The sequence below is a fragment of the Mesorhizobium sp. M0207 genome (assembly GCF_040321995.1).
In the GTDB taxonomy this organism is placed as follows: domain Bacteria; phylum Pseudomonadota; class Alphaproteobacteria; order Rhizobiales; family Rhizobiaceae; genus Mesorhizobium.
This window is the reverse complement of sequence record NZ_JAMYSQ010000031.1, coordinates 1-24,274: the sequence shown is the minus strand read 5'-3', so window position 1 is coordinate 24,274 and position 24,274 is coordinate 1. Positions and strand designations below refer to the sequence as shown.

At 61.4% G+C, this 24,274-nt stretch carries 25 protein-coding genes and 1 tRNA gene; 14 read left to right on the top strand and 12 right to left on the bottom strand.

All coding sequences use genetic code 11. The features are described 5' to 3' along the window. Positions 1 to 72 precede the first annotated feature (72 nt). The 9 genes from NKJ15_RS28575 to NKJ15_RS28535 all read left to right on the top strand — a co-directional run bounded on the left by NKJ15_RS28575 (position 73) and on the right by NKJ15_RS28535 (position 7,356). Positions 73 to 522, top strand: a complete 450-nt coding sequence (locus NKJ15_RS28575; protein WP_352470450.1) for a DUF2231 domain-containing protein — start codon at positions 73 to 75, stop codon at positions 520 to 522. Continuing rightward, entirely contained in the window at positions 522 to 1,868 is a 1,347-nt protein-coding gene (locus NKJ15_RS28570) for a PQQ-dependent sugar dehydrogenase (RefSeq protein ID WP_352500855.1), read from the top strand. The genes NKJ15_RS28575 and NKJ15_RS28570 overlap by 1 nt, the downstream gene beginning before the upstream one ends. A gap of 93 nt (positions 1,869 to 1,961) precedes the next feature. Next, positions 1,962 to 2,150, top strand: coding sequence for a hypothetical protein (locus tag NKJ15_RS28565; RefSeq protein ID WP_352819159.1), 189 nt, complete (start codon positions 1,962 to 1,964; stop codon positions 2,148 to 2,150). A gap of 59 nt (positions 2,151 to 2,209) precedes the next feature. Continuing rightward, positions 2,210 to 3,025 (top strand): cytochrome c oxidase subunit II, encoded by an 816-nt coding sequence (coxB, locus tag NKJ15_RS28560; RefSeq protein ID WP_352500857.1) that lies wholly within the window; start codon positions 2,210 to 2,212, stop codon positions 3,023 to 3,025. Between the two features lie 91 nt (positions 3,026 to 3,116). Next, positions 3,117 to 4,886: a cytochrome c oxidase subunit I gene (gene ctaD, locus NKJ15_RS28555; RefSeq protein WP_352470447.1), complete on the top strand. Its 1,770-nt coding sequence runs from the start codon at positions 3,117 to 3,119 to the stop codon at positions 4,884 to 4,886. Further along, complete coding sequence (locus NKJ15_RS28550) at positions 4,883 to 5,587, top strand: cytochrome c oxidase subunit 3 (RefSeq protein ID WP_352470446.1); 705 nt, start codon at positions 4,883 to 4,885, stop codon at positions 5,585 to 5,587. The genes ctaD and NKJ15_RS28550 overlap by 4 nt, the downstream gene beginning before the upstream one ends. A 13-nt stretch (positions 5,588 to 5,600) precedes the next feature. Then, the gene (locus NKJ15_RS28545; protein ID WP_023678903.1) at positions 5,601 to 6,323 is read left to right on the top strand and encodes a heme-copper oxidase subunit III family protein; all 723 of its coding nucleotides are present in this window, start codon (positions 5,601 to 5,603) and stop codon (positions 6,321 to 6,323) included. Between the two features lie 10 nt (positions 6,324 to 6,333). Further along, positions 6,334 to 6,738 (top strand): cytochrome C oxidase subunit IV family protein, encoded by a 405-nt coding sequence (locus tag NKJ15_RS28540; RefSeq protein WP_352470444.1) that lies wholly within the window; start codon positions 6,334 to 6,336, stop codon positions 6,736 to 6,738. A 144-nt stretch (positions 6,739 to 6,882) separates the two neighbouring features. Beyond that, a complete protein-coding gene (locus tag NKJ15_RS28535; RefSeq protein WP_352470443.1) occupies positions 6,883 to 7,356 on the top strand; it encodes an aminoacyl-tRNA deacylase in 474 nt (157 codons plus the stop codon). A 65-nt stretch (positions 7,357 to 7,421) separates the two neighbouring features. On the opposite strand, the gene NKJ15_RS28530 is transcribed toward NKJ15_RS28535, so the two are convergent. The 5 genes from NKJ15_RS28530 to tig all read right to left on the bottom strand — a co-directional run bounded on the left by NKJ15_RS28530 (position 7,422) and on the right by tig (position 12,354). Then, on the bottom strand, positions 7,422 to 8,234 hold the full coding sequence (locus NKJ15_RS28530; protein WP_023678906.1) for a DUF2189 domain-containing protein: 813 nt from the start codon (positions 8,232 to 8,234) through the stop codon (positions 7,422 to 7,424). Positions 8,235 to 8,550: 316 nt separating this feature from the next. Continuing rightward, positions 8,551 to 9,483, bottom strand: coding sequence for a heme o synthase (locus tag NKJ15_RS28525; protein ID WP_352470441.1), 933 nt, complete (start codon positions 9,481 to 9,483; stop codon positions 8,551 to 8,553). A gap of 147 nt (positions 9,484 to 9,630) precedes the next feature. Further along, positions 9,631 to 9,984, bottom strand: a complete 354-nt coding sequence (locus NKJ15_RS28520) for a c-type cytochrome (RefSeq protein ID WP_502893720.1) — start codon at positions 9,982 to 9,984, stop codon at positions 9,631 to 9,633. A gap of 212 nt (positions 9,985 to 10,196) precedes the next feature. Continuing rightward, positions 10,197 to 10,718 carry a hypothetical protein gene (locus tag NKJ15_RS28515; protein WP_352470439.1) on the bottom strand — a complete coding sequence of 174 codons (522 nt, stop codon included), beginning with the start codon at positions 10,716 to 10,718 and terminating at the stop codon, positions 10,197 to 10,199. A gap of 160 nt (positions 10,719 to 10,878) precedes the next feature. After that, positions 10,879 to 12,354 carry a trigger factor gene (tig, locus tag NKJ15_RS28510; RefSeq protein WP_352819182.1) on the bottom strand — a complete coding sequence of 492 codons (1,476 nt, stop codon included), beginning with the start codon at positions 12,352 to 12,354 and terminating at the stop codon, positions 10,879 to 10,881. A 343-nt stretch (positions 12,355 to 12,697) separates the two neighbouring features. Between tig and NKJ15_RS28505 the strand changes: the two genes are divergently transcribed. Beyond that, positions 12,698 to 12,782, top strand: a tRNA-Leu gene (locus NKJ15_RS28505). Between the two features lie 91 nt (positions 12,783 to 12,873). Here the strand turns inward: NKJ15_RS28505 and NKJ15_RS28500 are convergent. Together NKJ15_RS28500 and NKJ15_RS28495 are read right to left on the bottom strand one after the other, a co-directional pair. Then, positions 12,874 to 13,458, bottom strand: a complete 585-nt coding sequence (locus tag NKJ15_RS28500) for a GDYXXLXY domain-containing protein (protein WP_352500860.1) — start codon at positions 13,456 to 13,458, stop codon at positions 12,874 to 12,876. Next, positions 13,455 to 14,573, bottom strand: coding sequence for a DUF2157 domain-containing protein (locus NKJ15_RS28495; protein WP_352819156.1), 1,119 nt, complete (start codon positions 14,571 to 14,573; stop codon positions 13,455 to 13,457). Before NKJ15_RS28495 ends, NKJ15_RS28500 begins: the two co-directional genes overlap by 4 nt. A 222-nt stretch (positions 14,574 to 14,795) precedes the next feature. Here NKJ15_RS28495 and NKJ15_RS28490 point away from each other — a divergent pair, with 222 nt between their 5' ends. The 3 genes from NKJ15_RS28490 to trmFO all read left to right on the top strand — a co-directional run bounded on the left by NKJ15_RS28490 (position 14,796) and on the right by trmFO (position 16,897). Then, positions 14,796 to 14,936 (top strand): DUF1127 domain-containing protein, encoded by a 141-nt coding sequence (locus NKJ15_RS28490; protein WP_091596947.1) that lies wholly within the window; start codon positions 14,796 to 14,798, stop codon positions 14,934 to 14,936. Positions 14,937 to 14,984: 48 nt separating this feature from the next. Continuing rightward, entirely contained in the window at positions 14,985 to 15,125 is a 141-nt protein-coding gene (locus NKJ15_RS28485) for a DUF1127 domain-containing protein (RefSeq protein WP_023678914.1), read from the top strand. Between the two features lie 362 nt (positions 15,126 to 15,487). Then, entirely contained in the window at positions 15,488 to 16,897 is a 1,410-nt protein-coding gene (gene trmFO / locus NKJ15_RS28480) for a methylenetetrahydrofolate--tRNA-(uracil(54)-C(5))-methyltransferase (FADH(2)-oxidizing) TrmFO (RefSeq protein ID WP_352819154.1), read from the top strand. Between the two features lie 26 nt (positions 16,898 to 16,923). Here trmFO and NKJ15_RS28475 read toward each other — a convergent pair whose 3' ends face one another. Genes NKJ15_RS28475 through yajC form a run of 4 tightly spaced genes read right to left on the bottom strand, consistent with a single transcriptional unit; the run spans position 16,924 to position 21,128 of the window. Further along, positions 16,924 to 17,751: a phytoene/squalene synthase family protein gene (locus NKJ15_RS28475; RefSeq protein ID WP_502906961.1), complete on the bottom strand. Its 828-nt coding sequence runs from the start codon at positions 17,749 to 17,751 to the stop codon at positions 16,924 to 16,926. 25 nt (positions 17,752 to 17,776) lie between these two features. Beyond that, positions 17,777 to 18,166 carry an Mth938-like domain-containing protein gene (locus tag NKJ15_RS28470; protein ID WP_352500864.1) on the bottom strand — a complete coding sequence of 130 codons (390 nt, stop codon included), beginning with the start codon at positions 18,164 to 18,166 and terminating at the stop codon, positions 17,777 to 17,779. A gap of 15 nt (positions 18,167 to 18,181) precedes the next feature. After that, a complete protein-coding gene (gene secDF / locus NKJ15_RS28465) occupies positions 18,182 to 20,734 on the bottom strand; it encodes a protein translocase subunit SecDF (RefSeq protein WP_352819150.1) in 2,553 nt (850 codons plus the stop codon). 52 nt (positions 20,735 to 20,786) lie between these two features. Further along, positions 20,787 to 21,128, bottom strand: a complete 342-nt coding sequence (gene yajC, locus NKJ15_RS28460) for a preprotein translocase subunit YajC (protein ID WP_352451381.1) — start codon at positions 21,126 to 21,128, stop codon at positions 20,787 to 20,789. A 293-nt stretch (positions 21,129 to 21,421) separates the two neighbouring features. Between yajC and NKJ15_RS28455 the strand changes: the two genes are divergently transcribed. After that, complete coding sequence (locus NKJ15_RS28455; protein WP_352614034.1) at positions 21,422 to 22,297, top strand: ATP-binding protein; 876 nt, start codon at positions 21,422 to 21,424, stop codon at positions 22,295 to 22,297. Between the two features lie 96 nt (positions 22,298 to 22,393). Here the strand turns inward: NKJ15_RS28455 and NKJ15_RS28450 are convergent, their stop codons facing one another. Then, entirely contained in the window at positions 22,394 to 23,926 is a 1,533-nt protein-coding gene (locus tag NKJ15_RS28450; RefSeq protein WP_352819148.1) for a peptidoglycan DD-metalloendopeptidase family protein, read from the bottom strand. Positions 23,927 to 24,274: the final 348 nt, after the last annotated feature.

Below are 24,274 nucleotides of genomic sequence, written 5' to 3'. Positions count from 1 at the left end.
TCTCTCGGCAACAGCCGCCGGAGGCCGGGTAGGCGGCGTTTGTTTGGACGAGAATAGGAAGGATGGCGCATTATGGTCGGTGACAATCCGCGTTCGACGGCCAGGATTGCGGGACATCCTATTCATCCGATGCTCGTGCCATTTCCGATCGCCTGCTTCGTCGGCACCCTGCTGACGGATCTAGCCTATTGGCGAACAGCGGAGATGATGTGGGCTGACTTCTCCGCTTGGCTGGTTACCGTCGGCGTGATCATGGGCTGCCTAGCAGCGATCGCGGGGCTGATCGATTTCCTGGCCAATCCGCTGATAAGGGCACAGCCCCCCGCCTGGCCGCACGTGCTCGGCAATCTTCTGGCGCTGGCGTTATCCATCATCAACATGCTCGTGCACACCCGCGATGCATGGACCTCCATCGTTCCTACAGGCTTGATCCTCTCGGCGGTTGTCGTGCTCGTCCTCATCTTCACTGGTTGGCTGGGCTGGTCCATGGTGTACCGGCATCACGTCGGAGTGGCGGATTGATGCGCATAGCAAGCTCCATCGGTCAGACCAGGCGCATCGCGGTGTCCGTCCTCGTTTGCACTGCGGCGATCACTCTTGCAGCGTGCAGCGGCAACGACCCGGACCCCAGCAGTCAGATAGGGCCGAATCCAAAACTGCCGGACCCGATCCAATATTTCTTCCCGCCCATGCATCTCGCTTCCGTGGTCGGATGGAATAGCGACGAGAAGCCGACAGTCGCGCAGGGGCTGCAGATCCAGGCTTTTGCCCACGGCTTGCAGCATCCGCGGTCGCTTTATGTGCTGCCCAATGGCGACGTGCTGGTGGTCGAGTCCAAGGCGCCGGGTGGCGAACCGATCAAACGGCCCAAGGATTTGGTGATGGGCTGGATCGAATCCTGGGTCACCTCGGGCGGCGACAGCGGCCCAAGCAACCGCATTACGCTGCTGCGCGACGCCGATGGCGATGGCAAGCCGGAGCTGACCAGCGTATTCCTCGACCACCTGAACTCCCCCTTTGGCGTGGCGCTGGTGGGAAGCGATCTCTACGTCGCCAATACCGACTCCATCGTCCGCTATCCCTACAACACCGGTGACACAAAGATCACCGCGCCCGGGACGCCGCTAACCGCCCTGCCCGGCGGCCCGATCGACCACCATTGGACGAAGAGCCTGGTGGCAAGCCCCGACGGCTCGCTGCTCTATGTCGGCATCGGCTCGAACAGCAACGTCGCCGAAAACGGCATCGAGGCGGAGAAGAACCGCGCCGCCATCTGGCAGGTAGACAGGGCCACCGGCCGGTCGCGCATTTTCGCCAGCGGTTTGCGCAATCCAAACGGCCTGAGCTGGGAGCCGCAGACCGGGGCGCTCTGGGCAGTGATCAATGAACGCGACGAGCTCGGCCCCAATCTCGTGCCGGATTATCTGACCTCGGTAAAGGATGGCGGCTTCTACGGATGGCCATACAGCTATTACGGCCAGCATCTCGATCCCCGCGTCATGCCCCAACGTCCGGACCTGGTCGCAAAAGCGATCGTTCCGGATTATGCACTGAGTTCCCACGTCGCCCCTCTGGGGCTGGCCTTCTATGCGGCAACCAGCCTTCCCGAGGCATATCGCGGCGGCGCCTTCGTTGGCGAGCATGGCAGCTGGAACCGCACGCGCTTCAATGGCTACAAGGTAGTTTTCGTACCATTCAGCGGCGGCCGTCCGAGCGGCGTCGCTACCGACGTGGTGACTGACTTCCTGGACAAGGACAACAAGGCGCGCGGCCGGCCTGTCGGCCTGGCTGTCGACAAAACCGGGGCCCTGCTCATCGCCGACGACGTCGGCAACACAGTTTGGCGGGTGACATCTGCCGGCCAATAAAGTGGCTCCACTCCCTTCGTCGAGCTGTCGGTCGAGCAGGTGGAGGGATCCCCGACGATCGCCGTTCCGGTGGTTCTGCTAGGCGCATTCGGCGTGCCCGCCATTGCCGGCTACTCCACGCTGACGATGTTTGTCGCGTGGCCGCATCGGGCGGGTGAGCTGGAAATAGATGAGGGCCTGCCGCTGATCACCGCCGAACCGAAGGACCGCCAGCGCCGCGAAATGGTATTTTTGCCCTTCCCACAGCCGGCTCTAGAATTTTCATCGCAAATCAAGTTATGATGCACTTGGTATTTCCCGGGACGGCTTGCGCCGCTTGGAATACCGGGAGGAACCGGGACATGGCCGTTGCGCTTGTACTCGTTCTGATAGTCGTGGGCTCGGTGTTGTTCCACTTCCTGAGCCCATGGTGGTGGACGCCGATTGCCTCGAACTGGGACTATATCGACAACACCATCATCATAACTTTCTGGATCACCGGTGTCGTCTTCGCCGCCGTGGTTCTTTTCATGGCCTATTGCGTCTTCCGCTTCCGTCATCGGGAAGGCAATCAGGCGGCATACGAACCTGAGAACAGGCGGCTCGAATCCTGGCTGACGGTCGTCACCGCGGTTGGTGTCACCGCTTTGCTCGTTCCAGGCCTGTTCGTCTGGAGCCGGTTCGTTACCGTTCCAAGCGACGCAACCGAGGTCGAAGTCGTCGGCCAGCAGTGGCAATGGAGTTTCCGCCTCCCCGGCAAGGACGGCAAGCTCGGCACATCCGACACTCGCGACGTCAACGCTGAAAATCCACTCGGCGTCATCGCCACCGATGCCAACGGTCAGGACGATGTCGTAGTGGAAGCGGCCGACCTGCACCTCCCGGTAGGCAAACCGGTCAAGATGCTGCTCCGCTCGATCGATGTGCTGCACGATTTCTACGTGCCGGAATTCCGCGCCAAGATGGACATGATCCCGGGCTCGGTCACCTATTTCTGGTTCACTCCGACCAAGACCGGAACCTTCCAGGTCCTGTGTGCCGAACTCTGCGGCCAGGGACATCCGATGATGCATGGCGTGGTCATGGTCGATACTCAGGAAGACTATCTGGCGTGGCTTGGCCAGCAGCAGACTTTTGCGCAGCTGTCCGCGCCCCAGCAGATGGGCTCGGCAGAGTAGGAAACCGGAACGACGGCGCGCCGTCGGGATTGAAGTTAATGCGGCAAGTCCGAACTGTCGGGCTGGCCGAGAAGGGCACGGAGGTGTTCCTATGGTCGATATCACACCTGCAGATGCGGTACCGCCGGCCGAAGTCGCGGAAATGGAACTCTACCATCCGCACAGCTGGTGGACGAAATACGTTTTCTCGCAGGACGCCAAGGTCATCGCCATCCAGTATTCGGCGACGGCGACAGCGATCGGCATGGTCGCGCTGGTGCTATCCTGGCTGATGCGGCTGCAACTCGGCTTCCCCGGCACATTCGACTTCATCACCCCGGAAGCCTACTACCAGTTCATCACCATGCACGGCATGATCATGGTGATCTACCTGCTCACGGCACTCTTCCTGGGCGGCTTCGGCAACTATCTGATCCCGTTGATGGTTGGTGCTCGCGACATGGTCTTTCCCTATGTCAACATGCTGAGCTACTGGATCTATCTGCTCGCCGTGCTGGTCCTGGTGTCGAGCTTCTTTGCGCCCGGCGGACCGACGGGTGCCGGCTGGACGCTCTATCCGCCGCAGGCGATCATGACCGGTACGCCAGGCGGCCAGGACTGGGGCATCATCCTGATGCTTGTCTCGCTGATCCTGTTCATCGTCGGCTTTACCATGGGCGGCTTGAACTATGTCGTGACGGTGCTGCAGGGGCGCACGCGCGGCATGACGCTGATGCGCCTTCCGCTTACTGTCTGGGGTATTTTCACCGCCACCGTCATGGCACTGCTCGCCTTCCCGGCGCTGTTCGTCGCCTGCGTGATGATGCTGCTCGACCGGGCGCTCGGCACCAGCTTCTTCATGCCGGCGATCGTCGAGATGGGCGAACAGTTGCAGCACGGCGGCGGCAGCCCGATCCTGTTCCAGCATCTGTTCTGGTTCTTCGGCCATCCGGAGGTCTACATCGTGGCGCTTCCGGCCTTCGGCATCGTATCCGACCTGATCAGCACCCATGCGCGCAAGAACATCTTCGGCTACCGCATGATGGTCTGGGCCATCGTCGGCATCGGCGCGCTGAGCTTCGTGGTCTGGGCGCACCACATGTATGTCAGTGGCATGCATCCCTATTTCGGCTTTTTCTTCGCCACAACGACATTGATCATCGCCGTCCCAACAGCCATCAAGGTCTACAATTGGGTGCTGACGCTGTGGCGCGGCGACATCCACCTCACCATACCGATGCTTTTTGCCTTGGCCTTCATCGTCACCTTCGTCAATGGCGGGTTGACTGGGCTATTTCTTGGCAATGTCGTCGTCGACGTTCCGCTTTCGGACACGATGTTCGTCGTCGCCCATTTCCATATGGTCATGGGGGTTGCCCCGATCATCGTAATCTTCGGCGCGATCTATCACTGGTATCCGAAGGTCACCGGCCGGATGCTGAACGAGACACTGGGCCGGTTCCATTTCTGGGTCACCTTCCTCGGCGCCTATCTGATCTTCTTTCCCATGCACTATCTCGGCTTGATGGGCGTGCCGCGGCGGTACAACGAATTGACCGACATGACGATCATGACGGAATCGGCCCACCACCTGAACTCGTTTATCAGCATCATGGCTTTTATAGTCGGTTTTGCTCAGATTGTGTTTCTGTTTAATCTCATCTGGAGCATCCGCCATGGCCGTGAGGCTGGCGGCAATCCGTGGCGGGCAACGACGCTCGAGTGGCAGACGCCCGAAACACCGCCCGCCCACGGCAATTTCGGCAAGGATCTGCCGATCGTCTATCGCTGGGCCTATGACTACAGCGTACCGGGAGCCAAGGAGGACTTCATACCGCAAAACGTTCCGGGCTCCTTCGCGCCCTCCAGGGAGCCGGCATGAGCGTAATCCTGGTCTTCCTGCTCGTGATCGCCGGTATTGCCGGGTGGTGGCTTTCCCATCAGCGGCTAATGACGAAGCCGTGGCTCGAGCAAGGTATGATCGGGGATTTTGTCGCTCTGGACCGATCGGCGCTGCCGACCGCAAAGATCGGTCTCGGCGTCTTCCTTGCCGTCGTCGGCTGCCTGTTCGCGCTGTTCACCAGTGCTTACTTCATGCGCATGGCGCTGTCGGATTGGCGGCCGCTGCCCATCCCGCCCCTGCTCTGGCTTAACACCGGCGTACTGGTCTTGAGCAGCATCGCGATACAGTGCGCTTCGCTCGCGGTGCGCAAGGGTCAAGTGGATATGGTCAGGCTCGGCCTCGCCACCGCTGGACTCACGGCGCTCGTCTTCCTGATTGGACAGCTTGTGGCATGGCGGGAACTGAGTGCGGATGGCTATTTTCTGGCATCCAATCCGGCCAACAGCTTCTTCTACCTGCTAACGGGAATGCATGGCCTGCATATACTGGGAGGACTGGTCGGGCTGGGCAGAACGAGCGTCGGCGCCTGGAACGGAGCGCAGCCGCAGCGGCTTCGCCTCAGTGTCGAGCTGTGCGCCATGTACTGGCATTTCCTGCTTTTCGTCTGGCTCGCCATCTTTGCGCTTCTGGCCGGCTGGGCTTCGACTTTAATCGACATTTGCCGAGGGTTGCTGACCTAGGAGGAACGGGCGGATGGCAGAGACGACACTGGCCCACATCGGCCGAACAGAGCCGCGGCCCGCAGGCTGGCAAGGCATCGCCGCCGACTGGTCCTCGGATCAGCGGGCGTTCAAAAACGTGTCCTGGGGCAAGGCCATGATGTGGATCTTCCTGCTCAGCGACACGTTCATCTTCGGCTGCTTCCTGCTCTCCTACATGACCGCGCGTATCTCAACACGTGTGCCGTGGCCCAATCCGAGCGAGGTCTTCGCCCTGCGCATCGGTGGCTCCGACATTCCACTGATCCTTATCGCCATCATGACCTTCGTGCTGATCTCGAGCAGCGGAACGATGGCCATGGCGGTCAATTTCGGCTACCGCCGCGACCGCCGCAAGACGGCAGTGCTGATGCTCTTGACCGCAGCACTCGGCGCGACCTTCGTCGGCATGCAGGCCTTCGAATGGACCAAGCTGATCACCGAGGGCGTGCGGCCTTGGGGCAATCCCTGGGGCGCTGCCCAGTTCGGCGCATCCTTTTTCATGATCACCGGCTTCCACGGCACGCACGTGACGATCGGGGTGATCTTCCTGATCATCGTGGCGCGAAAGGTCTGGCGCGGGGATTACGATGTCGGACGGCCCGGCTTCTTCACCAGCCGAAGGGGCCGCTACGAGAACGTCGAAATCATGGGGCTTTACTGGCATTTCGTCGACCTGGTCTGGGTGTTCATTTTCGCATTTTTCTATCTTTGGTGAGAGGCAGGACATGGCTGAAGCAACCGCAAACGGCCTGGGACAACACGCACTGGACAGCGCCCGTACCCATGATGCGACGACGACCGGCGTTACCCCGGCGGAGGTTCATCAGGAGCACCCGATCAAGCTCTATCTGGTGGTCTGGGCGTGGTTGTTCATCCTCAGCACCTGCTCCTATCTGGTCGACTATTTCGGTCTCCACGGCTATCTCAGATGGTCGCTGATCCTGATCTTCATGATCCTCAAGGCAGGACTGATCGTCGCCATCTTCATGCACATGGCCTGGGAACGGCTGGCACTGGCATATGCAATTATCCTGCCGCCGGTGCTGGTTCTGGTGTTCGTGACGATGATGGTCTTCGAAGCGGACTACACGCTTCTCACCCGAATGGCGTTTTTCGGAGCCGGGCCCTGACATACAATCCGGATCCGGGCCGTCCGGTCCTGGAGCCTTCGCCTTGAAACAATCCACGACTGGTCCATTTCTGTTGGTATCGGAAACGACAGGCGATGCCGGCGTTTCCACATGCGTCGCGAACACCAGCAAGGGGCGCCCAAGATGACCATCGCAACCAGACTGAAGGACTTCATCGATAGGAAAGGAATTTCCTACGACACCGTCGAGCATCACCGCACGGCGACAAGCAGACAATCCGCCATTGCGGCACATGTGCCTGGCAGCATAATGGCCAAATCGGTGGTCGTTCACCACGACCGTGGCTACGCGCTCGCCGTGGTTCCAAGCACGCACAGGATAGAACTCGCGACATTGCAGGATGTCATGGAGAAGCCTCTTGGACTTGCCTCCGAAGACGAGGTGGTCTCGTTGTTCGGCGATTGCGATGTCGGCGCTGTGCCACCGATCGGCGCTGCCTATGATGTGCCAGTGGTCCTCGATGAAAGCCTCGGCGACGCTCCCGAAATCTATTTCGAGGGCGGTGATCATAGGACGCTGGTGCATGTGAGCGGCAGGGATTTTCGCGACCTGACAAAGGACGCGCGCCAGGCCCGTTTCAGCCACCCGGCCTATTGAAAGCTCTGCCCCACCTGCCCGCACCGGCACTTTCACCGGTGCGCGCAGGGCTGGTTTTTTTCAGCTCACGGTCTGGTGGCCGGCGGCGATTCCACAACTTTCCGATAGACATGCCAGGTCGCATGACCAAGGATCGGCAGCACGACTGCCAACCCGGCGAACACTGGCAGCGAGCCGACGATCAGGGCGACGGCGACGATAAGGCCCCACACGGCCATCACGATCGGGTTGGCCAGGACAACGCGCACCGAGGTGTGGATGGCTTCGTAGGCGCCGACATCGCGGTCGAGCAACAACGGGAATGCGACGACCGTGGTGCACAACACAACCGCGGCGAACACGAAGCCGATGGCGTGACCCAGGATGATGAGCGTCCAGCCGCGTCCCGTGGCAAATATTTCACTGATGAAACTGGACAGCGATTGCGGCGGCGCCGGGCCGAACAGGGTCTGGTAGAATATCTGGGCCGTCAAAAGCCAGGCGATGAAGATCGCAAGCAGCATGACGCCGACCGCTGCAATAGCCGGCAGTGCTGGAGAACTCCTGACCTCAAAGGCGTGCCTCCACGAGGCGTCGAGCCCGGCTTCCCGTCGCCGGCTGATCTCATAGAGGCCGATCGCCGCGAACGGACCAATCAGTGCAAAGCCGGACACAAGCGGAAACAGCAATGGCAGCGTGTTGTTACCTGATGTCCAGACAGCAAGCACGACACCCGCAATCGGATAGATCAGGCAGAGAAAAACGATGTGCGACGGCTTGACCATGAAATCATCGACGCCACGCCTGAGCGCATCAAAAAGATCGGAGACACCGATTTTTCGAATTCTGGTGTGTTCCAGCGTCTCGCTGGCGCCTGCTATTACGTGAAAGCTTGCCATGACCATTCCTCCAGACCAGGTCCGGTAAGGTCGCGTTTTACGGTGCTGCCGTTCCGCATGATTGGCCCACGCAAACCGCGACCTGCACCATGATCAATATACTCTCATGCGGGGGACTTGTCGCGCTTTGTAGGAAGGCCCGGGAGTAAGAGGTCCCGGGTAGCCTGACTAGCTACGGACGCCGTTCTCCGATATGCTCTTCTAGTCGAAGGTGAAGGTCATGGACGGAAGGACAGTTCTCATACTCGGCCTTGGCGTCGTTATTCTGCTGTTGCTGGGATTTTGTGCTCTGCCAATGTGATGTTTTGAGCCGGGGTCAATAGTCGGCTGAAGCGATCACTCGCATTACAATGGTGTCGGCAAGCAACGCTGCAAATATTGCGAAAAGATAGACAATCGAATACGCAAACAGCGCCTTTGCCGGCTTCATCTCCTTGTCGGCGACGAGAACCTTCCAGGCCTGCCAAATGAAACCTGCACCCAACGCGGCTGAAGCAGTGCCGTAATATCCGCTCGCGAAGCCGAAACCCCAAGGGAGCACGCCGATTGGCGCCAAGAGCAGTGAATAGGCGAAGATTTGTTTTCTGGTCGAGTGCTGGCCGGCCACATTCGGCATCATCGGGACCCCAGCCGCGGCATAGTCACCGACCTTGAAAAGGGCCAGCGCCCAGAAATGAGGCGGCGTCCAGAGGAAAATGATCAGAAACAGGATGAGACTTTCAATGCCGATTGCGCCGGTTGCAGCAACCCACCCGATCACCGGAGGAAGGGCGCCTGCCGCGCCGCCTATGACGATATTCTGTGGCGTCGAGCGCTTCAGCCACATCGTGTAGATAACGACATAGAAAAAGATGGTGAACGCCAACAACGATGCGGCGAGCCACCCCACCAGCACGCCGAGCGTCATGACCGACAGTGCGGAAAGCACCAGACCGAAGCTGAGAGCTTCGCCAGGCGTGACGCGACCGGACGGAATCGGTCGCTTGGACGTGCGAGACATCAAGGCGTCTATGTCTGCGTCGTACCACATATTGAGCGCGCCGGCGGCTCCCGCTCCAACCGCGATTGCGCCGATGGCAATTAAGGCGATAACTGGATTCATCACGCCGGGCGCCATCATCAGGCCGACGAAGGCCGTAAACACGGCAAGTGCCATGACGCGTGGTTTCAAAAGCGCAAAGAAATCACCCGCCGTCGCCTCCGAGAGGCGGATGCCGGTATCCTTGAGACGGCTTTCTTCAGTCGACATTCAGACGACCACCGATGGGAATGGCAGCCTAGCCGGCCAATGTCTTTTTTGCAACGAGTCGCCCTCCCCACCGACACTGCCGGCAGATTGCGGCCGAGGCTATGCCTCGACCTGTTTGCTATACCAAGATCCGGCGGAAGAGCCGGGCTATTTGGAGAATTGCTTCAGATAAGCAATGACATTGGCGACGTCCTCGTCCTTCTTGAGGCCGGGGAATGCCATCTTGGTTCCTTTGACCATCGCCTTGGGATCGTGAAGGTAGGTCGTCAGCGTGGCCTCATCCCATTTGACGCCGGACTTGCCGGCCTCGGTCATGGCCTTGGAATAGCTGAACCCTGGATGCGTGCCGGCCGTTCGGCCGATGACGCCGTTCAAGGACGGGCCGACCTTGTTCTGATCCTTGTCCGCGATATGGCAGACCTTGCATTTGGCGAAGACCTTCTCACCCGCCGCGGCATCCTGTGCCCGCGAGGGGCCGGCAATGACGGTGGCGACGGACATGATGACAAAAAACACAAAGGCACGCATGGCATTTCCTCCCTGATCGCCAATTTGCCCTGGCTGACCTGCACAGGCCGACATTTAGTCCGCTGGCATGCGCTCTTGAATGGCAGAACGGATATCCACTGCCTGGGGTTGCGGCACCTACATACCACGGAACCCGGCCGGCAGATAGAGTTCGGCCGTGCCAAGGTTTAATGCGGACAATCTGCTCAAGGCAATTTGGTGTTGCAGCTGGCGGCGATCCGGCCGATCGCCTCTTCAACTCCGGTGAGGTCAAACTCGGCTTTGCCGCGCCCCGACAGCAGCCCGAACCGCCAGGACAGCAGCAGCCGGTCCGCGGCAATCAGTCGCCTGATGCCGTCGGCACCGTCGCGGACCAGCATCCTGCTGCGCGGGCCGACCGACCAGCTTTCGTTGAGCTTGCCGGATTGGCCGACAGTCACCGACATGGCGATGGTTCGGCTGGCGGAAACGGTGTCGCTCAGCTGCAGCCATTCGCTCCAACGCGGTTCGCCGGCGGTCCGGCACGCGATCGTCAAAACCGGGCTGTAGCTCAATGCGCCGCCGCCGGTGATGAGCTTGTTGGTCGCATAAAGCGAGGCGGTGACAAGGCCATCGCTGCTCTTGTCGAACCGCCAGTTGTCGAGAACCGTATCAGCCTGGGCAATGCCACAGACCGACGCAAGCAGGAACGCCGCCGCCACGCTTCCGATACCGAAGAACTGTCTCAACGATGCCTCCAACAACCGCTGCGGTCAGCAACCCAGCGCAGATAATCATCAAAGCTTCATATCGCTACCTCGAGCGCCAGATGCGTGAAATCCGTTGCGTCTGTGCCACAACGAAAAAGGCCGCCTCGAGAAGGCGGCCTTTCGGAATTCAGCAGGGACGTTATTCAGCGTCCTTGGCGGCCTTCTTCTTCGGCGCGGCCTTTTTCTTCGGCTCTTCAGCGTCGTCGTCGGCCTTCTTGGTGTCCGCTTTTTTCGCAGCCGCCTTCTTCGCCGGCTTGGCCTTGGTTGTATCCGTATCCTCCTCGTCGGCCAGCAGCTCTTCCTTGCTGACCTTGACGTCGGTGACCGAAATCTGGCCGAGCAGATGGTCGACCACCTTCTCTTCGAACATCGGCGCGCGCAACGTGTTCAGCGCTTCGGGATTGTTGCGATAGAATTCGAAGGCTTCCTGCTGCTGGTTGGCCGGATAGCGACGCACCTGCTCGAACAGGCCGCGCTGCAATTCCTCGTCCGTCACCGTGACGCCGGCCTTCTCGCCGATTTCGGCGAGAACCAGACCGAGACGCACACGGCGCTCGGCAAGCCGCATATATTCTGCACGCGCTTCTTCTTCAGTCGTCTCTTCGTCGGCAAAGGTGCGCCCGGCAGCTTCGAGATCGCGATTGACCTGGTTCCAGATGTTGTTGAACTCGGCCTCGACTAGCTTGGACGGCGCCTCGAACGAGTAGGCAGCGTCGAGCTGGTCGAGCAACTGCCGCTTGACTTTCTGGCGCGTTATCGAGCCGAACTGGTTCTCGATCTGACCGCGCACCACCTCGCGCAGGCGCTCCAGCGATTCAAGGCCGAGATTTTTGGCCATCTCGTCGTTGATCTCAAGCGCGCCGGGCTTCGACACTTCCTTGACCGTCACGTCAAAAGTGGCTTCCTTGCCGGCCAGATGCGCCCCCTGGTAGTTTTCCGGGAAGGTAACCGTGACCTGCTTCTCGTCGCCGGCCTTGCTGCCGACCAGCTGGTCCTCGAAGCCGGGGATGAATTCCTTCGAGCCGAGCACCAGCGGCTGATCCGTGCCTGCGCCGCCGCCGAAGGCTTCGCCGTCGATCTTGCCGACATAATCGATGGTCACGCGATCGCCTTCGGCGGCCTTGCCGGTCTTCGGCTCGTAAGTGCGGGCGGATTCAGCGACACGCTTGACCTGCTCGTCGATCTCTTCATCCGGCACGTCGAACACCTGGCGCGTCACCTTGATGTCGGAGAAATCCTTGATCTCGATCGGCGGAATGACCTCATAGTTCAGACGGAACTCGAAATCGGCACCGCCTGCCAGGATCTTCTCGGCTTCCTTCTCGTCCTCGGTCATGATCACTTCGGGCTGCATGGCGGCCTTTTCGCCGCGCCCGGTGATGATCGAACGGGTCGAATCATTGAGGATCTCGTTGACCACTTCGGCCATGAACGACTTGCCGTAGACTTTGCGCAGATGCTGCACCGGCACCTTGCCGGGGCGGAAGCCGTTGATGCGGACCTTGTTCCTGGCATCGGAGAGCCGCGCCATCAGCTTGGCTTCCATGTCACCGGCCGGCACGGTGATCTTGATCTCGCGCTTGAGACCGGAGTTGAGCGTTTCGGTGACCTGCATCATAAAACCTTTGTTTCCACCAATGAGGCCGTCAAACGGCCCCTGCCGTTTACAGCCTGCCGGTATGATCTTGCCGGGAATGGCTTTTGGTGCGGGACTTGGCGATCTGTCCGCTCAACGCGGCACAAATCCTCCAGAAATACGCTCCAAAATGTGAATAAGTCTTTGTTTTTCCTACTTCTTATCACATTCTGCAGAAGCGGATCGTCGCGTCCCGTCACATTCGACACGCCTTTTGTCACAGGCGACGCTGATTTTCAACCATCTTTGCATTCCGGCCAATGATGCCGATGTGGGCTCTGACATTGACAGAATGATGGCTACATGGGATTGGCCGGGCAATGCGGATGTGGCGGAATTGGTAGACGCCCTGGATTTAGGTTCCAGTGCCGAAAGGCGTGGGGGTTCGAGTCCCTTCATCCGCACCACCCTTCGCTCTTCGAGCTTGGGGTGGCAGGCCACTCGAAGCTCCTCCGAAGCCTTGGCGAAGGAGGATCATTGCCAAGGCCGTAGCGCGATCTAGTAAAGCGGCTCCTCGAATAGTGTCTTGTCGCCATCCATCAGCGCTTTGATCTGCGCCGTGCCGTTGGCCGCAATCGCCACGCGGATGCCGAACGGCCGCACACGCATGTCGTTCTGGATCGCCATCCCCTCGCCTTCCGGCAGATAGAAGCGCTCGATGCCGTACTCCGGCGCGATCGTCGTTGCTCCCTGGCTGATATTCCAGCCCTCGGAGACGTGTCCGACGATATCGGCTTCATCGGATGCTGCCGGCGCCGGCGCTTGCCCGAACCAGGCCGCGGTCGGCCCCCAATAGCCATCGGCGCCCTGCTTCAGCCTGACCACGATCGACGTTTCCTCGCTGGAAAGCTTGCCGGCCGGAATGTTGCCGATCAGTTTCACCGGTATGCGTGAAATGTCGTAGCCGAGCAGAATGTAGTCACCGCGCAAGAGATCGCGCGGATCGATCGGCTCGACCTTGAGCAGGACCTGCTTGCCATCGCGCAGGATCGCCGCGCGTCCGGCGATGATCCAGCTCAGAAAGCCGATCTGGACGAGCGCCAGGACCAGCGCCGAGATGATCAGTCTTTTGCCGGTCATCATGCCGCCGCTCCTGTCATGTTCGAGGCGTTCATGCGCCTTTCTATGCGGATGATAATGAAAGCAAGAACAGCGAGCAGCACCGCCGCCGCAAGGAAGAAGCCTGCCGTGTCGAGCATTGATTGCAGCATCACCACATAGATGATGGCGAGTTCGAAGGCGAAGCCCGCATAGGCAACCCAGCGCAGTCCCCGGCTCTCGCGGCCGCCCAGCACGATCGCCGCGATGATGCCGGCCAGCGCAACAGCCGAGGCAATGGCGAAGCCGCTATTGTAGCTGCTTTCATCCGCCAGTTCGAATTGGATCATCGCCAGTCCGGTGAGAAAGCCGATCAGCGCGTGCAAGGTCAACCTGCCGCCGAGTTGCAAAACCCTCTCGACCGGCCCGGCAGCAAAGATCGCAGCGGTAAAAAGCAGCACCGACGCGGCAACGAGCGGGATGGCGACTTGCAGCGTGTCGTATTCCATGGCCAACAGCACGAGGTAGAAAAGGACCGACAGGATGATCAGGTGGCGCGCCGCCTGGCTGCGCGTCCAGAACGAAACGGCGAACAGTATTAGCGCCATGACCACGAAGAGATGCGGAAATTCCGTGCGCCGGAAGTAGTCGAACCCTCTCAGGAACAGCCAGGCATCGGCGATGCCGACGGCAGCGACGGTCAGTGGGTTTGAGCGCAGCGCCACCGCCGCCAGCGCCGTGCCGGCCCCCCAGGTGATCAAGGCCGAGGCCTCGTCGCCCGACAAATGATACATCTGGCCGATCAGCGCGATCGAACCGCCGAATGCCGCCGCCGCGACGATCCACAGTGCTTCGCCGATCGCCGCATGGTCGCGCATCTTCAGCACCGCGCCGCCGACATAGCCGGCAAGGATAACGGCAAAAAGTGCCGCGACCCGCACCAGCCGCGGGATGACTTCCCAGTTGGCGGCGATAAAGATCAGGATAGCCGCGCCGAACAGCAGCGCCGCCATCATCGCCAGGATCGAGCCGAAACTCAGCGATTTGCGTTCGTTTGCCTCGACGTCGCGCGTTAGAGCCTCGGCTGTCGGCGCGTCGATCAGGCCGGCCTGCTGCCATCGCGCGATATCCGACCTGACCCGCGACGAATAGCTCGCCATGCCCCTCCCCCTTTCCTTGGTTCTTTTAGCTCGTCCGGCCAAGCGTTTGACCTAACGGCATTTTCCGATCTGGGCGGAAAACTGGACGCGCGTTAATGCTGCATTGCACAATTTGCATTGCTGCCATGCACCAATAGCGCTTTTAAATCGATATGACCCCACCTATTTTCACGGTGCACACAAAGACGGAATGATCCGAAAGAAAGACGAAACGAGACTACCATGAACCTGATCCGCAACTATCGCAACTGGCGCCGCTATAGGGACACCGTGTCCGAGCTGAGCCGCCTGAGCACCCGTGAACTGACCGATCTCGGCATCAGCCGCAGCGACATTCACTACGTCGCCCGCAAGGCGGTCTAATCCTTCGGGCCGCAAATGGCCCGAACCAGTTTTGAAAAGAGAACGACAATGAACCTGATTCGCAACTATCGTAACTGGCGCGTGTACCGCGAGACGGTTACCGAGCTGGGTCGCCTGTCGAACCGCCAGCTCAACGATCTCGGCATCGTCCGCGACGAGATCAAGATGGTCGCTCGCAGGGCGATCTAACAACAAGAATTTCGCCAGGGTCGACCTCCTCCCCGACTCTGACGGATACGGTCAGCCTTCACCTCCTCCCGAGGGTTGACCACAAAAACGGCGCCCGCCGGACCTCCTCCCCCGGCGGGCGCTGTTTCAAAAAAGGGTTTCGCGCCCTTTCAAATGGCGAAAGGAATTTCGTCAAAGCCGACCTCCTCCCCGGCGATGACGAATACGGTCGATCTTCACCTCCTCCCGAGGATCGACCAACAAAACGACACCCGCCGGACCTCCTCCCCGGCGGGTGTTGTTGTTTTGGGGCGGCTTCCCCCGTCAGCCATTCTCCCGCGTGGCAATTGCAATCCCCGCGCCAAGCGACTATTTCGGCGCTCATGGACAAGAACCCCATTCACGTTATCGGCGGCGGTCTCGCCGGCTCCGAAGCCGCCTGGCAGGCGGCCGAAGCCGGCGTTCCAGTTGTCCTGCATGAAATGCGTCCCGTCCGCGGTACCGACGCGCACAAGACCGACGGGCTGGCCGAACTCGTCTGTTCCAACTCCTTCCGCTCCGACGATGCGCAAACCAATGCCGTCGGCCTGCTGCACGCCGAAATGCGGCTGGCCGGTTCGCTGATCATGAGCGCCGGCGACGCGCATCAGGTGCCGGCCGGCGGAGCGCTGGCCGTCGACCGCGACGGATTTTCCGAAGCGGTCACCAGAAAGCTCGAAGCGCACCCGCTCATCACCATTCGTCGCGAGGAAGTGCCCGGCCTGCCGTCGGCGGAGTGGGACCAGGCTATCGTTGCCACCGGCCCGCTGACGGCGCCTTCGCTCGCCCAATCGATCGCCGAAGTGACCGGCGCCGACGCGCTCGCCTTCTTCGATGCCATCGCGCCGATCGTCCATTTCGACACGATCGACATGGATATCTGCTGGTTCCAGTCGCGCTACGACAAGGTCGGTCCCGGCGGCACCGGCAAGGATTACATCAACTGCCCGATGGACAAGGAGCAGTACCTTGCCTTCGTGCAGGCGCTGGTCGACGGCCAGAAGACCGAATTCAAGCAATGGGAAGGCACGCCCTATTTCGACGGCTGCCTGCCGATTGAGGTGATGGCCGAGCGCGGCGTCGAGACATTGCGCTACGGGCCGATGAAGCCGATGGGGCTGACCAATGCGCATAATCCGTCTGTAAAGGCGTATGCCGTCGTCCAGCTCCGGCAGGACAACGCGCTGGGTACGCTCTACAACATGGTCGGCTTCCAGACCAAGCTGAAGCACGCCGAGCAGGTGCGCATATTCCGCACCATCCCCGGGCTGGAACACGCCGAATTTGCCCGCCTAGGCGGCCTGCACCGCAACACCTACATCAATTCGCCGACGCTGCTCGACGCGTCGCTGCAGTTGAAGTCGCGGCCCGGCCTGCGCTTTGCCGGCCAGATCACTGGCTGCGAGGGCTACGTCGAGAGCGCCGCCATCGGCCTGCTCGCCGGGCGCTTTGCCGCCGCCGAAAGGCTTGGCCATGCGCCGTCGCTGCCGCCCTTGACCACCGCCTTCGGCGCCTTGCTCAACCACATCACCGGCGGCCATATTGTCTCCGACGATGAGCCGGGAAAGCGCTCCTTCCAGCCGATGAACGTCAATTTCGGCCTGTTCCCGCCGGTGGACGCGCCGAAGATCGAAGGCAAGCGTCTGCGTGGCAAGGACAAGACGGTCGCCAAGCGGCACGCGGTAACGTCGCGCGCGCTCGCCGACTGCCGCGAATGGCTGGGGCTGCCTTTTCGGGCGGAAGCGGCGGAATAACGGTCGGGTTGGCTACGCGGCAGCCTCTATGCGACCGGCCAGCCCCGCGTCGCGCGCCGGAACAAGAGCCAATGCCGGCGCAGGACAGAGAGCCGCGCCACCTCCTTGACAGGCGAGCGGCGGGCGCGCTCCATCTTGTCGAGATAGGCGCCCGAAAGAGCCAGCGGCAGAAACGCCGAGCGCAATGAAACCGGCAAAACGGACGCCCCCTGCTCGAAGGCGGAAAGATGTTCCCGTGCCAGCGCGATCATCGCGGCGACAGCGCGTTGCGCTCCAGACCCACCATCGCCCGCAACGAACTCTTCCGGCGAGGATCCCGCCGCCGCCAAAATATCGGCCGGCACAAAGCACTGTCCCCGCTCGCGATGCAGCGGCAGCAGAAGCAGCAGACCGGTCATCGCCTGCGCACAACCTGCCCTGCCGGCAAGCTCGGCAAAGCGCGGTGCTTCGACCGGATCGAGCACCATCGCCGCAAGCTGGATAAGTGCTGCGGCAGTCTCGCCGCAATAGCCTTCGAGGTCGCTGCGCGACGGCATCGGGTCGTCATAGAGATCGAAGATGCGCGCTTCGAGCATGTTTTCGAAAGCGGCCTTGGGCAGATGGTGGGCGGAAATAGTCGCCTTCAGCGCGTCCGCCACGGGATGGCCGACCTCAGCCCCATCCTCTTCGACTGCGATGACGTCGCGCCACCATTGCAGCCGCACCTCGCCCGGCAGCGCCTCGTGGATGCGGTCGCGTATGCCGGCAATTTCGGCGTTGAAGGCATACAGCGAAAACAGCGCGTCCCGCTTGTCTTCGGGCGCGTAGAGCGCGGTCAGGTAGCGGTCATGATCAGCGGCGCGCACCGTCTCCATGACGAGTTTGGTGTTTTCGGCCACGTCAGTCGACGGCGATGAGTGCTGCGGCCACCGCGCGGTCTTCAGCCAGCAGCACATTGTAGGTCCGCACAGCCGCCCCGGTCGACATCGGATCGGCGGAAATGCCGGCATCCTTCAGCGCGGCACGCAGCGCGGCCGGCAACGGCCTCAGATCCTTGCCGCTGCCGACCAGCAGGATCTCGACCTTGTCTGCCTCGTTAAACAGCTTGGCGAAATCCGCTGCCGTCAGCGCCAGCGGATCGGCCGGCTCCCAGCCATAGATGCCCGAAGGCAGGCACAGCAGCGAGCCGCGATGCGACATGTCGGCAAAACGGAAGCCGCCGTTGCCGTAAGCCTCGATCGGTGCGCGGCCGGGGAAATGCGCCTCGCGGATGACGATGCCCTTGGCCACTTTTGAGGCAAGCCGTCAGGTGGCTATGGCTTTGCCGCCGCCCACCGGCTTTTCCTCGTCCGACGCTGTGGCCTGCGGTCGCAGCTTGAACAGGATAAGCAGCGGCGCGGCGATAAAGATCGACGAATAGGTGCCGAACACGACGCCGAACAGCATGGCCATGGTGAACGAGCGGATCACCTCGCCGCCGAACAGCACCAGCGCCAGCAGCGCCAGGATCGTCGTCACCGAGGTCAGCGTCGTCCTCGACAGCGTCTCGTTGATGGCGTTGTTCAGCAATTGCGGCAGCGGCATTCGCTTGTATTTTCGCAGATCCTCGCGAACGCGATCATAGACGACAATCGTATCGTTGAGCGAATAACCGATGATGGTGAGGATCGCCGCCAGCGACGATTGGTTGAATTCGAGGCCGGTGAGGACGAAGAAGCCGATCGTCATGACCACGTCGTGAACGGTCGCAACGATGGCGCCGACCGCGAACTGCCATTCGAAGCGGAACCAGACATAGATCAGGATGCCGAGCAGCGCGACCAGCATGGCAATGGTGCCTTGCTTGGCAAGCTCGCCCGAGACCGTCGGCCCGACCACTTCGACGCGGCGGAAATCATACTGGTCCTGCAGCTCGCCGCGCACCTTGTCGATGACGGTCTGCTCGGCATTCTCGCCGCCCTCCTGGGTACCGACGCGGATCAGAACGTCGTTTGGCTCGCCGAATTGCTGAACCTGCACCTCGCCGATATTGAGTTCCGTCAGCCTGCCGCGGATGTCGGCCAGATCGGCATTGCCGGCCTTGGACTGCACCTCGATCAGTGAGCCGCCCTTGAAATCGATGCCGTAATTGATGTCGATGGTCATGAAGCCGATGACCGACAGCACCGAAAGCACGCTCGACAGTGTGAACGTCCAGCGGCGGATGCCCATGAACGGAATTTTCGTTCCCGGGGGAATGAAGGTCACCGGCGCCCGTGGCAACTCCTTCGGCCGGGCCCGGCGAAGCCAGATCGACACCAGCAGGCGGGTGAAGGTGAAGGCGGTGAAGACCGTGGTCAGGATGCCGATGGCATAGGTGACGGCAAAACCCTTCACCGGCCCGGTGCCGAGGTAGAACAGCACCACGGTGGCAATCAGCGAAGTGACGTTGGAATCGACGATGGTCGCCAGCGCCTTGCTGAACCCGGTATCGATCGCCTGGATCACCGAGCGGCCGGCACGTCGCTCCTCGCGAATACGCTCATAGATCAGCACGTTCGAATCGACCGCCATGCCGATGGTCAGCACGATACCGGCGATACCCGGCAAGGTCAGCGTCGCGCCAAGCAGCGACAGCAGCCCGACGATCATCGCGACATGCACCGCCAGCGCGATGTTGGCGAGGAAGCCGAGGAAACCGTAGGCGACGAACATGAACGCCACCACCAGGATCGAGCCGATGATGCCGGCGACCTTGCCGGCATGGATGGAGTCCTGGCCGAGGCCAGGGCCAACCGTGCGCTCCTCGATCACGGTGAGGGTCGCCGGCAAGGCGCCGGCGCGCAGCAGCACGGCGAGATCGTTGGCGCTCTCGGCAGTGAAATTCCCCGATATCTGGCCGGAACCGCCAGGGATCGGTTCGTTGATCCGCGGCGCCGAAATCACCTGATTGTCGAGGATGATGGCAAACAGCTTGCCGACATTCTGCGCTGTCGCCTGGCCGAACCGCTGCGCCCCCTTGGAATCGAAGCGGAACGAAACCACCGGCTCATTGGTCTGCGAGTTGAACGTCGCCTGGGCATCGACGAGGTTTTCACCCGAAACGATGACGCGGTTCTCGATCAGATACGGAACCGGCGGATCGTCCTGCGAATACAGCACCGAGGACCCCGGCGGCGGACGGCCGTTCAGCGCATCCTGCACCGGCATCGATTGGTCGACCATCTGGAAGGTCAGCTTGGCGGTCTGGCCGAGAATTTCCTTCAGCCGTTGCGGGTCCTGCAAACCAGGCACCTGCACAAGGATGCGGTCGTCGCCTTGCCGCTGCACGATCGGCTCGGTCGTTCCCAGTTCGTTGACACGACGGCTGACAACCTCGATCGACTGGGTCAGCGCCGTCGACGTACGGTATTTGATGCCGGCATCGGTGACGGTGAATTTAAGCTGACCGGCCTCGGAATCATCCAGGGTCATCTCCTGGATGGAGCCGCCGCTGAACAGGCCGGCCGCCACCGGATTGGTCAACGGCTTCAATGCGTTCTTGGCGGCGTCGATCTGTGCGGGATCGGTGATGCGGACCTGCACCGTGCGCCCCGACCCGGCAAGGCCGGTATAGCCGATCTTGGCATCGCGCAGCAGCGTCCTGATCTCGTCGCGCGTCGTCTCCAGCCGATCCTTGATCAGATCGTTCGGATCCATCCTGAGCAGGATGTGCGAGCCGCCCTGCAGGTCGAGGCCGAGCGTCATCTGCCGCTTCGGCACCCAACTGGGCAGTTGGGCCAAGGTGCTTGCCGAGAAAAGATTGGGCGCAGCGAGGACCACCGTGGCGGCTACGGCCAGCCAGATCAGGATCATCTTGAAGCGCGAAAAATAAAGCATCAGTTCTTATCCGTTCAGGCGTACAAGCGGCAGCGTTCCGCCTTCAATTCGGTTATTTCTTGGCGTTCTGATTTGCCACCGGCTCGCCCTTGACGCGCACGTCGGCGATCGTCGAGCGCAGCGCCGTCACCTTGGTGCCGCCGCCAAGGTCGATCTCCAGCTCGTTATCGTCGATCACCTTGGTCACCTTGCCGACCAAGCCGCCGCCGGTGACAACGGTATCGCCGCGACGAACCGCCGCCAGCATCTCGCCGCGCTTCTTCAGCTGCGTGCGCTGCGGCCGGATGATCAGAAAATACATGATCACGAAAATCAGAGCAAACGGCACGATCTGGATAAACATTGCGGACGAGTCCCCGCCGATGCCTTGGGCGTATGCCGGTGTCACGAACATCGAGGTACTCCTGAATTTTAAAAACAGCCGCCTTAACCGTTCTGAGAATTTGACGGCCCCGCCAAATTTGGCCGGAATATAGTCGGTAACGTTGCCAATGCAACTGCGCCGCCGGGCAAATCGGCTGCTTTTCCAGCCTGGTGAGCCGTGTTAGAGGGTGATCCCCAAAAGCGACGCTCGGTTTCCGCAAAAGATCATGCCCGAACAAATGCTTGGGACGAGTTTCGAAACCGCTGAAATCAGGTAGGTTGGCCTGCCGCACCATCCTGAACGCGAGACAAAAAAGACAAGAGATGACCGACAGCACCATCGATACCCTGAGCCAGAAGCTCGACCGCCTGATCGAGGCGGTCGCCCGCCTCGCCCCGCCGCCGGTGCCGCAAACCGACCTGGGCGAGGCCGATTGCTTCGTCTGGCAGGCCGATCCCGGCTATCTGGAGCCGGTGCTCAAGGTCAACCGCGTCGACATCGGCCTGATCCGCGGGGTCGACCGCGTCCGCGACATATTGGTCGACAACACCGAGCGCTTCGCGTCAGGCTATGCCGCCAACAACGTGCTGTTGTGGGGCGCGCGCGGCATGGGCAAATCGTCGCTGGTCAAGGCGGTGCACGCCGCGGTCAACGCTTCGGCCAAGCTCGATCTGCCGCTCAAGCTTATCGAGATCCATCGCGAAGACATCGACACGCTGCCGAAGCTGATGGGCCTGCTGAAGGCAGCACCCTTCCGCTTCATCCTGTTCTGCGACGACCTGTCATTCGACCATGACGACACGTCCTATAAATCGCTGAAGGCAGCGCTTGAGGGCGGCGTCGAGGGCCGCCCGGCCAACGTCATCTTCTACGCCACCTCGAACCGGCGGCATCTGTTGCCGCGCGACATGATCGACAATGAGCGCTCGACGGCGATCAATCCGTCCGAAGCGGTCGAGGAAAAGGTTTCGCTGTCGGACCGTTTCGGCCTGTGGCTTGGCTTCCACAAATGTTCGCAGGACGAATATCTCGATATGATCGACGGCTATGTCCGCCATCACGATCTCGCCATCGATCCCGAGACGCTGCGCGCCGAGGCGCTGGAATGGGCGACGACGCGCGGCAGCCGTTCGGGCCGCGTCGCCTGGCAGTTCACCCAGGATCTGGCAGGCCGGCTCGGCAAGCCGCTCAAGGATTAGCCGCTCAACGACTAACAACAGAAGAAGCCCGCACCTTGCGGAGCGGACTTCCTCGCCGGGCTGAAGGTCAGGTGGCCCGCAAATCGCTTTCGTCGTCTATTCGAGATAGGTCGAAGGATCGACCGGCGCCGAGTTCTTGCGCACTTCGAAATGCAGTTTCGGCGAGTCGGTGGTGCCGCTCATGCCGGACAGGGCGATTTCCTGGCCGCGCTTGACCTTCTGGCCGCGCTGCACCTCGATCGAGCTGGTGTGGCCGTAGACGGTGACCAGACCGTTTTCGTGCCGTACCAGCACCGTGTTGCCGAATTCCTTGAGGCCGTCACCGGCATAGATGACGACGCCGTTTTCAGCTGCCTTGACCGGCGTCCCCTCGGGCACGGCAATGTCGACGCCGTCCTTGCCGCCGCCGAAGCTTGAGATCACGCGGCCGCGCACCGGCCAGCGCATCTTGCCGATGCCCGTTGCGTCCGGCGCCACCGCATCGTCGTCCTCGGCCTGCTGGATGACTTTCGCGTCCTTCTTTGGCGGCGTGTAGGAGGCGAGCGTCTGCGTCGGCGTGGCCTTGGCAGGCGGCTGGGTGGTGGCCGTCGTCACCGGATCGACCTTTGCCGGCTTCGCACCGGCGACAACAGCGGTTCCGCCTGCCGGCACTTTCAGGGTCTGGCCGATCTTGAGCAGTCCATCCTGCATGCCGTTCGCCTGCTTCAACGCGACGACGCCGACGCCGGTCTTTCTGGCGATGGCCGACAGCGTATCGCCTTGCTGAACCGTGTAGGTGCCGCCGGCACCGGCTGGCTTGGCCGTCGCCGAAGCCACTTTGGGCGCGGCCTTTCCATCCTTCGGCTGGCTCGCGGCAGCCGAGGCGTCCACCTGCGCGGCAGACTTGCCTTCCCTGAGCTTCGGTTGCTGCGGCAGCACGGCCACCTTCTCCGGCGCGTCGGCCGGCTGGTCGTGCCTGGTGCCGTTCGCGGGCTTGGCGTCGGCGACTTTCGGCGTGGCGCCGTTGCTCGAATACGCATAGGCCGGGATGACGAGCTTCTGGCCGGTCTTCAGCCCCTTGGTCGCGCTCAGCCCGTTGACTTTCATGATGGCATCGGCCGGCACGCCGTAGCGCCGCGACAGGCCGGAAATGGTCTCGCCGTCCTTGACGACGATCTCGGTTGCATGCGGTGCGCCGGCGGCCGTCGCCATGCGCGGCGCGTCGGGCTCGGCGTTCTTGAACGGCCTTGCCGCCGGAGCGACGGTGCCGGTTGCCGTCCTGTCGACACGAGGAGCGGCAGGCGCCATCGCCGGCGCGGCAGCGGTACGCACCGGGCGGGCGGCGGGTGCCAGGGCGGGAGCCGGCGGTGGCAACTGCTGCGCCGTAACCGGTTCGAGGCTTGAGCGGCTGACCGACTGGGTGTGGCTGCCGTCGATCGGCGCGGCCGCAACATCGCCCGGATAGGGCTGGGCAGCATCCTGCTTGTCGATGATGGCGCGCTGGTTGTTGGTCGAGGCGGTGAACACGTCATCGACGCTGTTGAACCGCGCCACCTGGGAACTACACCCCGTCGCAGCGCCTGCGATCATGAGGACGGCGCAGCCACGCGCCAGATTGCGTCCGTTTGCCTTCAAAACACTGAATTGCATCGCACTAACCCGCACAGACCCGGTACAACTGAGTGTGATTAAAGCGCGTTAATGTTACCGGTCGGTTAAACCTGTAGAATCAGACGCAAATTTTCTTAAAATATTCGAGGAAGGCTCTCAACTTCGTCGTCCTAGGGCGGAGCAGGAGCGAAGCTCCGTCGCGGAGACCCTGGGACCCATTCCGTGACCTTGGCCGAATAATGCGGCGGAGCAGCATTCTGCACCCTTGCAACGCCTCAAGGGCGCGGCATGATGGGGTGGACGGCGCCCGACGGCATCGGATGTGCCAGAATGAGTTCGTTGAGATCTCAAACAAGGGAGCCGTCCGTGGAACACCTTATCCGTATT

What these genes read in the sequence shown, in the direction of transcription:
- NKJ15_RS28520 (WP_502893720.1), bottom strand. Translation starts at nt 9,984, where the DNA reads ATGTCCGTCGCCACCGTCATTGCCGGCCCCTCGCGGGCACAGGATGCC.
- yajC (WP_352451381.1), bottom strand. Translation starts at nt 21,128, where the DNA reads ATGTTCGTGACACCGGCATACGCCCAAGGCATCGGCGGGGACTCGTCC.
- secDF (WP_352819150.1), bottom strand. Translation starts at nt 20,734, where the DNA reads ATGCTTTATTTTTCGCGCTTCAAGATGATCCTGATCTGGCTGGCCGTA.
- NKJ15_RS28525 (WP_352470441.1), bottom strand. Translation starts at nt 9,483, where the DNA reads ATGTCGACTGAAGAAAGCCGTCTCAAGGATACCGGCATCCGCCTCTCG.
- NKJ15_RS28475 (WP_502906961.1), bottom strand. Translation starts at nt 17,751, where the DNA reads ATGGAGACGGTGCGCGCCGCTGATCATGACCGCTACCTGACCGCGCTC.
- NKJ15_RS28485 (WP_023678914.1), top strand. Translation starts at nt 14,985, where the DNA reads ATGAACCTGATTCGCAACTATCGTAACTGGCGCGTGTACCGCGAGACG.
- NKJ15_RS28540 (WP_352470444.1), top strand. Translation starts at nt 6,334, where the DNA reads ATGGCTGAAGCAACCGCAAACGGCCTGGGACAACACGCACTGGACAGC.
- trmFO (WP_352819154.1), top strand. Translation starts at nt 15,488, where the DNA reads ATGGACAAGAACCCCATTCACGTTATCGGCGGCGGTCTCGCCGGCTCC.
- NKJ15_RS28455 (WP_352614034.1), top strand. Translation starts at nt 21,422, where the DNA reads ATGACCGACAGCACCATCGATACCCTGAGCCAGAAGCTCGACCGCCTG.
- NKJ15_RS28450 (WP_352819148.1), bottom strand. Translation starts at nt 23,926, where the DNA reads ATGCAATTCAGTGTTTTGAAGGCAAACGGACGCAATCTGGCGCGTGGC.
- coxB (WP_352500857.1), top strand. Translation starts at nt 2,210, where the DNA reads ATGGCCGTTGCGCTTGTACTCGTTCTGATAGTCGTGGGCTCGGTGTTG.
- NKJ15_RS28550 (WP_352470446.1), top strand. Translation starts at nt 4,883, where the DNA reads ATGAGCGTAATCCTGGTCTTCCTGCTCGTGATCGCCGGTATTGCCGGG.
- NKJ15_RS28535 (WP_352470443.1), top strand. Translation starts at nt 6,883, where the DNA reads ATGACCATCGCAACCAGACTGAAGGACTTCATCGATAGGAAAGGAATT.
- ctaD (WP_352470447.1), top strand. Translation starts at nt 3,117, where the DNA reads ATGGTCGATATCACACCTGCAGATGCGGTACCGCCGGCCGAAGTCGCG.
- NKJ15_RS28545 (WP_023678903.1), top strand. Translation starts at nt 5,601, where the DNA reads ATGGCAGAGACGACACTGGCCCACATCGGCCGAACAGAGCCGCGGCCC.
- NKJ15_RS28490 (WP_091596947.1), top strand. Translation starts at nt 14,796, where the DNA reads ATGAACCTGATCCGCAACTATCGCAACTGGCGCCGCTATAGGGACACC.
- NKJ15_RS28495 (WP_352819156.1), bottom strand. Translation starts at nt 14,573, where the DNA reads ATGGCGAGCTATTCGTCGCGGGTCAGGTCGGATATCGCGCGATGGCAG.
- tig (WP_352819182.1), bottom strand. Translation starts at nt 12,354, where the DNA reads ATGCAGGTCACCGAAACGCTCAACTCCGGTCTCAAGCGCGAGATCAAG.
- NKJ15_RS28500 (WP_352500860.1), bottom strand. Translation starts at nt 13,458, where the DNA reads ATGATGACCGGCAAAAGACTGATCATCTCGGCGCTGGTCCTGGCGCTC.
- NKJ15_RS28530 (WP_023678906.1), bottom strand. Translation starts at nt 8,234, where the DNA reads ATGGCAAGCTTTCACGTAATAGCAGGCGCCAGCGAGACGCTGGAACAC.
- NKJ15_RS28575 (WP_352470450.1), top strand. Translation starts at nt 73, where the DNA reads ATGGTCGGTGACAATCCGCGTTCGACGGCCAGGATTGCGGGACATCCT.
- NKJ15_RS28570 (WP_352500855.1), top strand. Translation starts at nt 522, where the DNA reads ATGCGCATAGCAAGCTCCATCGGTCAGACCAGGCGCATCGCGGTGTCC.